Genomic DNA, 13,691 nt, shown 5'->3' with positions numbered 1-13,691 from the left:
GCTTTGCGAAAGTGAACGATGGCCTATACCCCGCCCCCCGCCGGCGACTGCGTGTCTCTAGAGCAGGATGTACGCTGCATTTTGGCGCCGAACCCTTCGCCCATGACATTCCACGGGACCAACACCTATCTGCTGGGCCGAGGCGGGATCTGCGTTATTGATCCCGGCCCCGACCTCAGCACGCACCGCGACGCGATCCTACGGGCCCTTGGCCCGAGCGAACAGATCGTTGCGATCCTGTGCACCCACGCCCATCTCGATCACACGCCCTTGGCGGCGCGCCTGAGTACGGACACCGGCGCGCCCGTTTATGCCTATGGCACAGCTCTGGCGGGCGAAAGCCAAGCGATGTCGCAGTTGCGTCAGACCGGTGGCCTTGGCGGCGGCGAAGGAATCGACCACGCCTTTACGCCTGATGAAACACTTTCGGATGGCCAAGAAATCACGCTTGGGGGGATGACCATCCAAGCGATCTGGACCCCGGGGCACCTAAGCAATCACCTGTGTTTCGCCCAAGGCGACCGTGTCTTCAGTGGTGACCACGTTATGGATTGGGCGACCTCGATGATCTCGCCGCCGGATGGCGACCTCACAGCGTTCATGTCGTCGCTCGACAAGCTGAAGGGCACCTCCGCGCGCGTTTTCTACCCCGGTCACGGTGCCCCTGTCGCAGATCCTGCCGCCCGCGTGTCCGAATTGTATGCCCACCGCAAGACTCGTGAAGCGCAGATCATCGCAGCCCTTGCCACCCAGAGCGGCACTGCCGAGGATCTGGCCAAACGTATCTACACCGACATAGCGCCCGCGCTGATCCCAGCCGCGACCCGCAACGTCCTCGCCCACCTGATTGCACTTTGCGACCAAGCCAAGGCCAGACACATCGGCCACTTGACCGAGACAGCCGAATTCGAAGCAAAGTGAAAAAGTTCGGCGTGACCGCGTTTTTCCTATGGACGTTCCGCGCTCAACTTCTTAGACAGCGCCCTACAGTGTTCCGGCGTAGCTCAGCGGTAGAGCAGTTGACTGTTAATCAATTGGTCGTAGGTTCGATCCCTACCGCCGGAGCCATATTCTTCTAAAGTCCTGATAAAGCCTGTTTTTATATACTGGCAATTGAGTTTCGATGACGATGTGCACACCGTCTTCACAGTAGGCTCAGGACAGGGCCCGAAATCGGCGCTTCCCACCCTACCTCGCGATACGTCGAAGCGGATACTCTTCGCGCCGTCGGTTGCCCGTTTCCCTGCGTCAGGCCACGCCGATCTGCCTCGATGGTGGCCCCGAAAATATCCGGACCGCATTGAGAAGAATGCTCCTGTTTTTTTCACTTCGAACAAATCTCCCCTTCAACGCGAAGACACTGGCGCGTCGCCTCATCAAGATGAGTGACCTTGTCTAAGCCGCAAATGCCGACACAGGCCACCATCTTGATCGTGAAGACGGTGCCCAGCACCATCGCGGCACCGTTCCCGGCGAGATCGTAGGCCAGCAGGCCAAGTGGCACGGTCGCTAGGCCCGTTCCCAGAAGCGCAACGACCTGCGCCAACAAAAGATGTCGGTAGGCGCGGTCGCGCAGGATGTCGAATATCCGGTCCTCACAGGTAGCGAGAGATCGTCTTCAGCTCTTCTCGGTCGTGATCGCCATTAAGGCAGTGGGCCATGTGATCGTGGATCAGCGCCTGCTTGGCATTGCGAATGGCACTTTCGACCGCTTGCATCTGTTGCGCCACATGTAGGCAGGGGCGACCCTCCTCGATCATCGCGATGACCGAACGCAGATGCCCCTCAGCGCGTTTCAGCCGGGATACGACATTGGGGTGACTTGCGTGGCGATGATGTTCTGTCAAACTTTTTGTCTAACCTTCCCCCGGGGATACTGCAGGCGGCACGAGGGATAACGCATGACGGCAGGACGGACAGCTTGGACAGGGCGCCTGACCGCGCTTCTGTGCGCGCTGACGTTGAGCCTTGCCACCGCCCTACCCACGCCGCACGTGCCCCGCCTGATCTAGGTGCTGATCGATCATGCCGAGATGGTTGCCGAACACGGGCACTCGCACGGGTTGGAGGAAGACATCGCCTGGGCATTGCATGGCCACAGCCATGAGAAGATGGACCACGACCATTCCGTGGCCGTTCTACCGGAGCATCGCTTCGATGTCATGGCGCTCAAAGTCGACGTGCTTTGGCATGCGCCTGACACCGGGTATCGGCCCCCGCCGGTCTATCGCCAATTGCGTCCGCCAAGAGCCTGATCCTGCAGGATCGGAGTTTCACGGACACAATCGGAGTATCATATGACATCCCGTCTCGCGGGCAGGCGCGTCGCGCTGCCCATCCTTCTGCTGGCCCTTGCCACGCAGGCTGCTGCCCACAACGTTACGGAAGGTGACGCAGGCTACATCCAAGAAATTTGGGGGGTGCATCTCATCCCCTTCCTATACCTCGGCGCCAAGCACATGGTGACCGGCTACGACCACATCCTGTTTCTGCTGGGCGTGGTCTTCTTCCTCTACAAAATGAAGGACGTGGCGATCTACGTCAGTCTCTTCGCTTTCGGTCACTCGTCGACCATGCTGCTCGGCGTCTGGTTTGGCTGGGGCATCAACAGCTACATCGTCGATGCGATCATCGGTCTGTCGGTGGTCTACAAGGCGCTCGACAACCTCGGCGCCTACCAGCGCTGGTTCGGTGTCCAGCCGAACACCAAGATTGCCACGCTGATCTTCGGCTTCTTCCATGGCACGGGTCTCGCAACGAATATCCTGCAATACGAAATCGCCTCTGATGGGCTGCTTCCCAACCTTCTGGCCTTCAATGTCGGGGTCGAAATCGGCCAGATCCTGGCGCTCGCCGTGATCCTGATCGCCATGGGCTACTGGCGCCGCTCGGAGCGCTTCATGACCCAGGCTTACAGTTTCAATGTGGTGATGATGTCCATGGGCTTCATCCTCACGGGCTACCAGATGACCGGCTACTTCGTCGCCTGACTCTCAGACATAGGAGACACAACATGTTCAATTCCGAACGACCCTCACTCGAAGAGCTGCCCTCCAGCGCGCAGCTTCTGAAATCCACGGCCATCGCGGCCGCCTCCGCCATCGCGATCCTCGTGACCGTAGTGCTGCCGGCCGAATACAACATCGACCCGACCGGCGTGGGTGGCATGCTGGGCCTGGCCGAGATGGGTGAGATCAAGCTGCAACTTGCCGCAGAAGCCGAGGCCCACCGACAGATGGACGCCGGTATCGAAGAACAGTCCTCTCTGCTCGACGACATCTTCGGGCTCTTCGTGGGCTCTGCCGCCGCGCAGGACGCCGTAGCCGAGGAGTGGCGCGACGAGATCAGCTTTACCCTCGAGCCCGGCGAGCACGCCGAATGGAAGCTTTCGATGACCGAAGGCCAGACGGTGTTCTACCGCATGACGGTGACAGGCGGTCGGGTAAACTTCGACATGCATGGCCATGGCAACGGCGCGAATGCGACCTACGAGAAAGCGCGCGGCTCCACCGGCTCCGAAGGTCCACTGGTCGCGCAGTTCGACGGCGACCATGGCTGGTTCTGGCGCAATCGGGACAATGCGGACGTGACAGTGACCCTGCAACTCCGCGGCGAATACCAGGAATTGAAGGACGAGACCTGAGACCAACTCCGGGGCCCAAACGGGCCCCGGTTTCGTTCGGAAGGACGCACCCGCTGCTGAAAAGAGTGACCTGCCGCTCCTGATCATGCCGACCACCGCACACACACAAGGGCCGCGGCACGTTCAAGCCGAACTATCTCTTGTCGCCGCCGGTTTTCTTGATACCATGCTCGAACGCCGTCGCTGCCAGAGACCGGCTTGCTGACATATATTGTCGGTCGCCACTGCACGCCTCATCCCGAAAGTCGACCGCGATCTCATGGTCTCACTCATCAAGTAGGTGTCGAACGCCAAAGCATTGCGTTAGCGGCCCACGATAGCGGACCGTGCAGCATGACGCATGAACGACCGTTTCGATGATGTCGCGCTGCATCCGGCGCCAATCGACCCCTACTCCCATCGCAATGCGCCGGTTTGCGCAAGTCAGGCTTCGGTCGCCTCCGTGACACTGGGCACAGTGTTGTCCAACACGGACTGCCTGAGATCCGAGAGCGTCGTCTTCGCCAGCACGCGCCGCCATTCGGCATCTGCCTGGTGCATTAGTCGCGCGATATTGCAGGGCTTTTGGTATTGACTGGCTGGGGCCGCGCAGGGCCCCTTCTGACGCAACTCGGTGCAGCGAAAAAAGCGCTGATCCTCTTCGAGCGTCAGGACGATCTGCAGAACCGTGATGTCCTCCGCCGGTTTCGGAAGAGCCAACCCACCTGCCCGCCCCTCGAATGAGCGCACCAGTTCGGCGACCACAAGCTTTTGCATCGCCTTCGAATAATAGCTGGGTTTAATCTCGTGATACTCGGCCAGGGCGCAGGCTGGCGAAGATCGGCGCATTGTGGGATGCCTTTTGATCGAACAATATCCGCGCGAAAGTCGAAGACGATGCGTCACGAAGGGTCTATTGCGTCTACCACGACTACACCGGCGGCTTCATGGCCCCCTACCGCATGACAATCGGCTATCGTGTCTCAGGCACCGACTGCAACTTCCGACGATCCGCTTCCACAGAGCCCCCACCGACAAGCCGGTCAGCCCCCCAAACCCCATTTATTGTTCCCAATCATTGCGTTCAGTGTACCTCTTGACCATATGCAGCTACTTGAGCTTGAGTGTGTGCGCTCCGTGATCTCGGCCAGGATTCCTGCAAAATTGCGCTGTATTTCAATTGGTTCGATAGAAATCTCGCAACCCTTACGCTGGCGCCGATCTCCCTTTTTCTTCCAATGACCTCAAGCATCCCCCCCTGGAGCATTCGACCTGTCAGGAACGAAAGCAGTTTTGGCGCACTGCGTGTGTGTTAAGGTTCCTTCGGTATTTCGCACTCCGAATTTCAATTCTTGTACATCTCTGTTGCGATAATGCGCGGCAATTTTGTTGGCGCATAAGCGGCGTACACCTTATTGTTGCCATATCATTTTGATCTTATTTTCTTGTAAGTATGGTTTTACCCATCACGGCGTAAGCAGCTGCGAGAACACATTGCCAGAGACCGCATCCAAGACAGAACAGTCGCTCCTCCAAAACCAGTCGCCCCGATATGCGATGGCTTGTCAGCCGCGTGCATCGACCCGGGCCGTTGAAATGAGCGCCATTGCTACGCGGAATACCTACGCGGCACGCTACCACACACTTCAATTTACATTTTTGGATCGAGTATGAGCGTTCAGGCCCTTAGTCTGTGCGAGGAGCACGGCCTCAACTTTACCAGAGCCTTTGCACAGCAGTTTTTGCTGACGACGGACGCCGGACAAGAGTTACCCCGCTACCAAAGGCGCGCTTTCGGAAAATGGCTTCTTCTGTCGGGCCCTCGCATGCCGATCGCTGAGGCCGAAGTCAAAGACAAGCACGATAAAACCATTCAGGTGATCGTCATGGGACACGCGGTCGACGCGACCGGGACTTTGGCGAGAAACACTCGATTGAATGACGTCCTGAGTGAGAGTACGGACATCGAGAGACTCGAACGGTATATCTCTGGCCTAGGCGGCCGGTATATCGCGCTACTGCGACACGGCGCGCAAGAGCGTCTTTACCTCGACCCAACGGGGTCTATGGGCGCGCTGATCAACCGTGCTCAGGGTCGCATCGCATCAACGCTCCATATGGCTTTGACGCGGCCAACCGAGCCTTCGACCGCTTATCCTGCCGAACTGACGGTCAGCCGGTATGCGTTTGGCCATACGGCGGACAAGGATGTGTTCGCGCTCATGCCGAACCACTATTTGGATCTTGAAACTGGGCAAATGCATAGGTTTTGGCCCAAAGAACAGAGTTTTACCTGCAGCAGCCTAGAAGAACTCGACGCCGGAATCGACAGGGTCATCGCCCGCCATGGCGAAATCATGCATGCCCTAACCGCTGTCAGAGGACCGACCATTCTCCCAGTGACAGGGGGACAAGACAGCCGTGTGCTGATGGCGATTGCCGCAGCGCGCAACCTGTCCCCTGACTACGTCTTCACCCATATCACGACCAAGAACGCCCTCGCGGATTCCGAGGTTGCCGCGCAGCTCTGCGAAGCTCTTGGATGGGAGCGTGACGTGCTGGACGTGATGCACTGGGACTCGCCGCTGGCTTTACCGCCTCGACGTGTCTACCGCTACCTGCGCGAGGCAGCATTGGCGCGGGGCAACGTGAATTTCACCTACCCGACGAAGAGCCCCGAGCACACAATCCCCCGCCGCGAAATGACCGCGACCCAAGCTCTGCCCGATGGCGGCGTTGTTCTTCGGGGACATGTTACCGATATCTCCAAAGCTGTGTTGTGGCGCAAACTCGGGGCCATGGCCTTTATCCGACATGGCGCTGCAGGGATCACGGACGAAATTGGAACCCAGCTTCTTTACCATGACCGGCCCGAACTCGGCCTGTTCCCTTGGCCGCAAAAGCATTTTGCCGCATGGCGCGCGACCCTGCCCGACGGTGCCCGCGATCGAACGTTGGATTTCATGGGGCTCGAACTCTACCGCAATTATTCGCTCGGCGCGTCCTTCTATGGGTTCGTCAAGAATTTCTACGTGGCTCCCGGATGTGACCGCGAGATCATCACCCTCTTAGCCTCCGCTCCGCCGGCCATGCGCTACCGGTTGCAGTATAACCAGCGACTGATCGCGCGCGCGGCTCCTGCGCTCAGGGACATACCCTACACACGCGCCCTAGATAACCAAATGTTGGCCAAAAATCCGCCGTTTTCCAAGTCTCTGAATGCCTATGGTTTGGCTTAACTTACACAAGGACATTCGGCATGAACGCCATGACACCGATCCGGACCCCATTGATTGAGGCCAAACTTCCACAGGACCGCACCCTTTGGATCAAGAACGAAGGTGCGCAGCCAAGCGGGTCGTTCAAGATCAGAGGCCCCTCACATTTCCTGTCGATGAATGACATTCCATCGGGGAGTGTCACGACCGCATCAACCGGAAATCATGCAATTGGGCTATCAATGGCGGCGCGCGCGCATGGCATTAAGGCTATCATTATGGTGCCGGAATCCACCCCAGCCAAGAAACTAGAGGCCATCCGGCGCGCAGGCGGTGAGGTCCGGTTGATCAACGGGGATTACGAAATGGCATTGGCGTGCGCAACGACCTTTGCAGAAGAGAGCGGCGCGCAGCTAGTGCCCAGTTACGACCATCCCGACATTATCGCGGGCAACCGCGCCGTGTTTTCGGAGATTCAACAGGAAATCGACACCACCGGCTACACAGTTTTTGCACCGATAGGTGGCGGAGGTCTGTTTTCGGGTGCGATCACCGCTTTTGAAACCGGCGGGAACAGTGTTATCGGCGTTGAACTTAGCCCCTACGAACGGGTCCAGCGTATTGTTTGGGATGGCGCCGGAGACCTGCCACCCATGTCTCCGCCACCGCCGTCGACCGAAGGTGTCGCGATCCGAACCTTGGGCAAACTCCCCGCGAAGATTATGCGAAACGCAGATCTTGCCAGTTTTACGAGCGTCTCCGTCGCGGATTTGCGAAATACCTGTGGCTGGCTTTGGCATGAGCACAAAATCAGGGCCGAACTTGGTGGCTGTACAGCGGTCGCGGCAGCCCTGCGCGACACTCCCGCAGGTCATTCCTCTATCGCAATTCTGTCAGGCAGCAATATCGACCCCGCCCTCCACGCACAGATCGTCAGCGCTTGGGACGCGCACCAAAACTAAAACAACTCGACCGGCGTCGCGCCACTTGGAGCGACCGCAGCCGCTTCATTCACAAGTTGGGGCTGCTTGGTTTGCACCACACGCGCGCGTCCGGAGGTTGGATGAAAGTGCAACCGGCGTGCCCAAAATCCCCCAAGATCCATGGCAACGATCGGCATTCGTTCGGTTTGCAAATACTCGAGCGCGAATTTCGAGTTCTCTTTCCCAATGTCCCCCAAACCTGATTTCATCAGCGCCCCACCAAAGACTTTGGCCCGTAACCTCGATCTTTCAGCCCCGCGCCGCATTAGGCCGTTGATCACCAGCTCCATGGCAACGGCGCCGTAGCTCGCGTTTTGCCCGCGCCCTGAACTCAGAAAATAATGGTTCGCGCCACCAACGCGGGCGACAGGATCAAATAAGCAGACCGACACGCACGAACCGAGGACCGTTGAAATTACAAGATCGTCCTCGGCCGTAACGCAGGTTTCTCCGGAGACCACAGTTCGGAGCGTACAGCGCATCCCTTCGGGCCAATCGATGCACCGCGCCATCAGGCAGCTCGCCCCCGTGTGGAAGACAACATCTGCGGTCCGATTTGGCTCAGGGGATGCTGGGTCTCCACAGCGCCGATGTCAAAAGCAACCTTTGGCATCCCATATACCATCGAGGTTTCCTCATTCTGCCCCAACGTAACGGCGCCAGAGCGCCGAAGCTCCAGTAGTCCCTCTGCACCATCGCGGCCCATCCCGGTGAGGATTGTCGCAACGCAGCGGCGTGCCACAGGCAGCGCCGACCGAAACAGCACGTCCACGGACGGTCTGTGGCCGGAGACCGCAGGGCCTTCGACCAGTTTGCAGCGCGCGCCGCGTGTCATGTCGAGCTTCATATGATGTCGCCCCGATGGGGCAAGAAGGACGGTCCCACGTTCAAGCAGATCGCCATCGCGTGCCTCTCGGACACTGGCGCGGCAATTGTTATCAAGCAGACGCGCAAGACCTGCCGAGAACCCTTCGCCCGTGTGCTGCACGATCATGACCGGAGGGCAATCGGCGGGCATCGTCCCCAAAACTGTCATGAGCGCATCGACCCCGCCCGTCGAAGAACCGATCAAGAACAGCCTATCCCACGTCCCAGAGCGCGGAGCGTACCGGAAATCAGGCGCCGCGCTATTCGATCGGACAACACTGGCGATTATATTGCGGCACAAGTCCGCTGGCGCGCAGTGCGGATCGACTGACGAAATCTGCCTCTTTGGACGCGAACGGGCATTGAAAACCTCTGCATCGCGGTGAGTTCCTAGCAGGATCCACTTTACCGAAAGCGCCTCAAAGAGATGGGTCATCACCTCGAATTCGATGGCCTGCGCCATCGCAGCTGAGACCAAAACAATAGCGGGCGGGCGGTGCTCGACAGCGTGATAGCAATCGGTGAGATTGGAAAAATGTCCAGCAACCCGGAGTCTGGGGTCTGTCTGAAGCGCGCGGTTTATATGGTCCGCGCGCGCCAGATCAGTATCGGCAATCATGATACGCATGTGTGCCCTCTTAGAAGTCGGTCCAGGTCGGACCATTTCCCGCCGCGGCAAAGGCCTTGGGCGGAGGTCCGCTAAATGTCTCTTCGACATTCATGACCGCAGGAAAGGGCTGCGCTGATTGCATGGGCGCGGCGAGTGGTTCGCCTGGTTTTCCGGACAGCTGAAAGCGCGAGACAAGTTGCGATAGGCCAGAGGCTTCGCTCTTGAGCGTCATGGCTGCGGCTGTCGCATCCTGCACCATAGCAGCGTTTTGTTGCGTGACCTGATCCAGCTGAGACACCCCAACGTTGATTTCGCCTAGGCCCGCAGACTGCTCTCTTGCGCCCACTGCAATCCCGCTCACGAGCTGAGCGATCTGCCCGACGCGGTCCACGATAGAGGTCAGCGCTCCACCTGCACGCCCCACGAGGCCAACACCCGTTTCCACTTGCTCTGTGCTGGAACCGATCAGCGTCTTGATCTGCTTGGCCGCATCCGAAGACCGCTGCGCGAGAGCACGCACTTCCGAGGCAACGACTGCAAATCCTCGGCCCGCGTCGCCCGCCCGCGCCGCTTCGACGCCAGCATTGAGGGCCAGCAGATTGGTCTGGAACGCGATGTCGTCGATCACGTTGATGATTTGTGCAATCTCGTCCGACGATTTCTTGATCTGCGACATAGCATCAACCGCGTCGTTCACGACCTTGCCGCTTTGCTCTGCCTCCGCGCGCGCTTCGGTTACGACACGCTCGACCTCTGCTGCGCCGTCCGCTGCCGATCGGACGCTAGAGGTAAGCTCATCCAAGGCAGCTGCAGTCTGTTCCAGCGTCGCTGCTTGGTTTTCCGTCCGGCGAGACAAGTCATCCGACGAACCGCTGATCTCTTCGGCCCGCGAGCGGATTTCGCTGGCGTTGTCACTGATAGACAGCATGAGCGTATTCAGAGTGTCGACAGTCGCATTAAAGTCCAACCGTAACTGTTCGTAATCGCTATCAAACGGTTCATTCAGTGCGCTTGTCAGGTCGCCGCTCGACAGACGACGTAGGCCCCCCGAAATATCAGCGACGACACGCTCTTGTTCGGCTGTCGCCATTTCGCGCAGACGTGCTGCTTCGCTGCTTTGTTGAAGCTTGATGCGGAAATCTTCGAGGATCCGTGACACACCGCCAAGCTCGTCACCGCGCTCCGTATTAGGGATTTTGGTCTCGTACCGCTCGTTCGCAATTTCCTCCATCGCGTGGGCAAAACCCGCGAGCGGTTTCGTAATGGATCGCGCCATCAGCCAACCAAGCAGAGCCGAGGCAACGAGACCGATCGCGACGAAGGCGAACATGGTGTGACGCAGGCGGGTTAAGGCATTGAACTGGCTTGCTTCGTCAAGCTCTACAATGATGTGCCAATGTTGATCGAATACAGGTATTTCGCTGACCGTGACCATTGCAGGCGCTCCTGACAGACCGGAGACGTGCGGGAAATAGCCATCGGTTTCTGCCCTGACGGCATCGCCGGCAGCGGTGTTCGGAGCGGGGTCCAAAAGTCCCAAGTCAGTATCCGAGCGGGATACCGTTCGTGCCAGAGCATCCTCCCCCAGAAGATAGACCTCGTCGGCGGCACCGAGCCCCCCAATGTTGGAAATCACCTGAAACGGCCCATCTTGGGGCAGCTGCAGGGCCAGAACGCCGGCGACACTACCGTCTTGGGTCATCACTTTGCGTGCGATAAAGGCAGCTGGCGCACCAGCGCTTGGCGCGTAGGGGGCGAAATCCACGAAGGAGAGGTCACCGTTTTGTGCGCTCATCGCTTCGCGAAAAACCTGCCCCAAGCCCGAAGACGCATAGGTGCCCGCAACCAAATTGGTGCCGAAATCCGCCTCTTTGTAGACCGTGTAAATGACGTCGCCGTCAGGATCGATCAGGAACAGGTCGTAGAAGCCAAACCGCTCTGTCACACCGTCAAAGAAGCCATGCTCCTTGCGATGAAAACTTGAATATAGACTGCCGTCGCCTGCATCTTGCAGTTTATTCAACTCACCCATCGGGAAGCTGTTGCTCTCGTGGTACATTTGGCGCACGTCCCGCAAAGAAACCGAGCCGCCCGCTTGCAACGCATCGCCAAAACGCTGAAGGGCCAGCGCGGTGTTTGGATCCTCGGCCAGCGTATCGAGCTGTTGATCAAGAGAGTGGAACCAATTTTGTAGGCTGTTCGTGACCTGCGCGGTCAGAACTTCGGACTTCTGCTCAGCGGCGATCTCTGCCTCTTTGCGAAACTGAAGGTAGTAGGTTTCACTCGCTACGATCACAGTCATGATCAGCGTCCCGACGATCAACGCGGGCAAACGTAGCGAAATCCGGGCCTGGCTCAGGCGTTTGAACATTGGGATCTCCTGACGGATGACAAGGTAGGTAAGTTAAAAGAGTTCGATCTGCGGCTGGGCCGCATCGAAAGAGGCGCCAGAGAGCGCATCGCGCACCCGCTGGAGCCGGACACTGGCAATATCCGCATCGGTGAAATCGACGTGGGCTGTCGCTGCACTTGCGAGCAAATTTGACAGATCGGCGAGGATTTGTGTCGCCGTATCAAAGGCCTGAACCTCTGCGCTCACATCGTTCGAATGCTCTTGGGCGGCTTCGAACGTTGCGAATTGCGCGCGTGCGTCATTCAGGACAGCAACCAGGGCGGAGGTTGGCACCTCCATCACAGCCGCCCGACAACCGCTTCGATCGAGGATTTGAGCGACGCCGTGGTGAAGGGTTTTTTCACCAAGTTATTCAGCCCCAGACTTCGGCCGCGGGTGACGATATCTGACGTGGGCGTGCCGGTCACCAAAATGAAACCGGTTTTTTGCGTCTCTTTGTTTGCGCGCACGTGCTGCAGCAGATCAAGACCGCTCATCCCCGGCATGTTGTAATCGCTGATAACGAGGTGGACGGGGCTTTCAGCCAATTTAGCATAGGCATCTTGGCCAGACTTTTCGTACTCTAGGTTCTGCAGGCCCATTTCCTCGAGACATTGTGCCAAGAGCCCGCGGCTGACCGACATGTCGTCGACGACCATGACTTTCAATTTCGATTTCAAGGACATTAGCGGCCTCCATCCAAGGCAAGTGATTTTCGGTAAAGGGTGATGCCTGCAGGCTGCAGGCCCAGCGTTTCAGGGTGCTCGACGCGTTCGCTGTGGCCGATAAACAGATGGCCGTTTGGCTTTAGGTGGCTCGCAAAGCGCTGCCAAAGCCCTGCCTGTGTCGGCTTGTCGAAATAGATCGCGACGTTCCGGCAAAAGATCGCATCGAACGCGCCCGAAACTGGCCAGGGCTGGATCAAATTGAGCCGCCGAAACGTAACCATGCTGCGCAATTCAGGCCGTACACTTCGGTTTGGACCCCGCTCTTTGGTCCCAAAGACCTGCGCTTCGAGCGCGGGCGACGGAAAGACAACCTCTGCCGCAGGATATGTGCCCCCCTCGGCCTTGTGCAAAACGTCTTGATCGACGTCCGTGGCTAAAATCCGCAGATCAGAGGCCTTGGGCAGCGCGCGCGACAGAGTTGCGGCGATCGAATAAGGCTCTTGCCCTGTCGAACACCCCGCCGACCAAACCCTCACGCTCCGGTGCCCCTGCAAAGCCGGCGCAACGGTTTCCGCGAGATAGTCGAAGTGGTGCTGCTCTCGAAAGAAGTGGGTGACGTTCGTCGTCAGAGCAGAAACAAAGTGGTCACATTCCGCAGCATCCCCTGCTTCGATCAAGGCGATGTAGTCGGCAAAGGACGAAACCCCGGTTGCCGTCACACGCTTGGACAAACGAGCTGTCACCAGCGGGCGTTTGTTCTCTTCAAGATGCAGGCCCCAATTCCCCTTGGCGATGGTCGCGATCCGCTGAAACGCTTCGTCTGAAAGCGTCGGCCTCTCAACGCTGTCCAACTCAGTTATTTGGTTCATGCGGCATCCTCGGTCTCGGCCATCGCAAGGCCGGTCAGGTCAAGCACCCGCAACATCTGGTTATCACGCGAAATCAGGCCAATGATCTGGGCCGGGTTGCCTTCGGTTGCAGATGTCGGGTTCGGCAGGATTCCATCTGCGGGCACCGAAATGATTTCTGAGACGGCTTCGACCAGCAGGCCCAGCGTGCGGCCAGAGAGATTGACGATGACGATCACATTTCGATGGTCTTCGCTTGTGGCTCCCAGACCGAGGCGATCCTTCAGGTCGATGATCGGGATCACCGCACCGCGCAAATTCATGACCCCCAACACCGAAGGCTCTGCAAACGGAAGCGTGGTGACAGGAGTCCAGCTGCGAATTTCCCGTATCGCGTGGATATCAACGCAGAACCCCTGCCCGCCCGCCGTCAGCGAGACAAATTCGGACGGTTGGTCCGCTGAAACATTTGAATCTGTCATG

Annotated in this window: 15 protein-coding genes, 1 tRNA gene and 1 pseudogene; 7 read left to right on the top strand and 10 right to left on the bottom strand. The window is 58.5% G+C overall.

Going from position 1 to position 13,691, the window contains the following annotated elements:
• Positions 1-18: 18 nt before the first annotated feature.
• Together BM225_RS02210 and BM225_RS02205 are read left to right on the top strand one after the other, a co-directional pair.
• Positions 19-921, top strand: a complete 903-nt coding sequence (locus BM225_RS02210; protein WP_072706335.1) for an MBL fold metallo-hydrolase — start codon at positions 19-21, stop codon at positions 919-921.
• Between the two features lie 72 nt (positions 922-993).
• Positions 994-1,068 (top strand) — tRNA-Asn (locus tag BM225_RS02205).
• A 337-nt stretch (positions 1,069-1,405) separates the two neighbouring features.
• Here BM225_RS02205 and BM225_RS02200 read toward each other — a convergent pair.
• Together BM225_RS02200 and BM225_RS02195 are read right to left on the bottom strand one after the other, a co-directional pair.
• A pseudogene (locus tag BM225_RS02200) lies at positions 1,406-1,588 on the bottom strand (MFS transporter); the annotation flags it as partial.
• Between the two features lie 7 nt (positions 1,589-1,595).
• A complete protein-coding gene (locus tag BM225_RS02195; protein WP_072706334.1) occupies positions 1,596-1,847 on the bottom strand; it encodes a metal-sensing transcriptional repressor in 252 nt (83 codons plus the stop codon).
• A 165-nt stretch (positions 1,848-2,012) separates the two neighbouring features.
• On the opposite strand from BM225_RS02195, the gene BM225_RS02190 reads away from it, so the two are divergent.
• From BM225_RS02190 to BM225_RS02180, 3 genes are read left to right on the top strand one after another with little or no spacing between them, the layout of a single operon-like run.
• Positions 2,013-2,255, top strand: coding sequence for a hypothetical protein (locus BM225_RS02190; protein ID WP_092463742.1), 243 nt, complete (start codon positions 2,013-2,015; stop codon positions 2,253-2,255).
• A 42-nt stretch (positions 2,256-2,297) separates the two neighbouring features.
• The gene (locus BM225_RS02185) at positions 2,298-2,990 is read left to right on the top strand and encodes a HupE/UreJ family protein (RefSeq protein WP_092463739.1); all 693 of its coding nucleotides are present in this window, start codon (positions 2,298-2,300) and stop codon (positions 2,988-2,990) included.
• 23 nt (positions 2,991-3,013) lie between these two features.
• Positions 3,014-3,643: a transmembrane anchor protein gene (locus BM225_RS02180; RefSeq protein WP_072706332.1), complete on the top strand. Its 630-nt coding sequence runs from the start codon at positions 3,014-3,016 to the stop codon at positions 3,641-3,643.
• Between the two features lie 423 nt (positions 3,644-4,066).
• Here the strand turns inward: BM225_RS02180 and BM225_RS02175 are convergent, their stop codons facing one another.
• Positions 4,067-4,471 (bottom strand): RrF2 family transcriptional regulator, encoded by a 405-nt coding sequence (locus BM225_RS02175; protein ID WP_072706331.1) that lies wholly within the window; start codon positions 4,469-4,471, stop codon positions 4,067-4,069.
• Positions 4,472-5,448: 977 nt separating this feature from the next.
• On the opposite strand from BM225_RS02175, the gene BM225_RS02170 reads away from it, so the two are divergent.
• Positions 5,449-6,861, top strand: coding sequence for an asparagine synthetase B family protein (locus BM225_RS02170; protein WP_072706330.1), 1,413 nt, complete (start codon positions 5,449-5,451; stop codon positions 6,859-6,861).
• A 20-nt stretch (positions 6,862-6,881) separates the two neighbouring features.
• Entirely contained in the window at positions 6,882-7,802 is a 921-nt protein-coding gene (locus BM225_RS02165; RefSeq protein WP_072706329.1) for a threonine ammonia-lyase, read from the top strand.
• Here the strand turns inward: BM225_RS02165 and BM225_RS02160 are convergent.
• The 7 genes from BM225_RS02160 to BM225_RS02130 are packed head-to-tail and all read right to left on the bottom strand — an operon-like array spanning position 7,799 to position 13,690.
• On the bottom strand, positions 7,799-8,335 hold the full coding sequence (locus BM225_RS02160; protein ID WP_083595665.1) for a chemotaxis protein CheD: 537 nt from the start codon (positions 8,333-8,335) through the stop codon (positions 7,799-7,801). The genes BM225_RS02165 and BM225_RS02160 overlap by 4 nt on opposite strands.
• Positions 8,335-9,318, bottom strand: coding sequence for a chemotaxis protein CheB (locus tag BM225_RS02155; RefSeq protein ID WP_177218559.1), 984 nt, complete (start codon positions 9,316-9,318; stop codon positions 8,335-8,337). Before BM225_RS02155 ends, BM225_RS02160 begins: the two co-directional genes overlap by 1 nt.
• Before the next feature lie 10 nt (positions 9,319-9,328).
• Positions 9,329-11,671, bottom strand: coding sequence for a methyl-accepting chemotaxis protein (locus BM225_RS02150; protein WP_083595663.1), 2,343 nt, complete (start codon positions 11,669-11,671; stop codon positions 9,329-9,331).
• 33 nt (positions 11,672-11,704) lie between these two features.
• Entirely contained in the window at positions 11,705-11,992 is a 288-nt protein-coding gene (locus BM225_RS02145; protein WP_072706327.1) for a hypothetical protein, read from the bottom strand.
• Positions 11,992-12,378, bottom strand: a complete 387-nt coding sequence (locus BM225_RS02140; RefSeq protein ID WP_072706326.1) for a response regulator — start codon at positions 12,376-12,378, stop codon at positions 11,992-11,994. The genes BM225_RS02145 and BM225_RS02140 overlap by 1 nt, the downstream gene beginning before the upstream one ends.
• Positions 12,378-13,229, bottom strand: coding sequence for a CheR family methyltransferase (locus tag BM225_RS02135; RefSeq protein WP_072706325.1), 852 nt, complete (start codon positions 13,227-13,229; stop codon positions 12,378-12,380). Before BM225_RS02135 ends, BM225_RS02140 begins: the two co-directional genes overlap by 1 nt.
• Positions 13,226-13,690, bottom strand: a complete 465-nt coding sequence (locus tag BM225_RS02130) for a chemotaxis protein CheW (RefSeq protein WP_072706324.1) — start codon at positions 13,688-13,690, stop codon at positions 13,226-13,228. Before BM225_RS02130 ends, BM225_RS02135 begins: the two co-directional genes overlap by 4 nt.
• Between the last annotated feature and the right edge of the window lies 1 nt (position 13,691).

Origin of the sequence: Donghicola eburneus, from assembly GCF_900115865.1 — a bacterium.
Lineage (GTDB): Bacteria > Pseudomonadota > Alphaproteobacteria > Rhodobacterales > Rhodobacteraceae > Donghicola > Donghicola eburneus.
The sequence above is the reverse complement of the archived record's forward strand: the minus strand, read 5'-3'. Positions and strand labels throughout refer to the sequence as shown.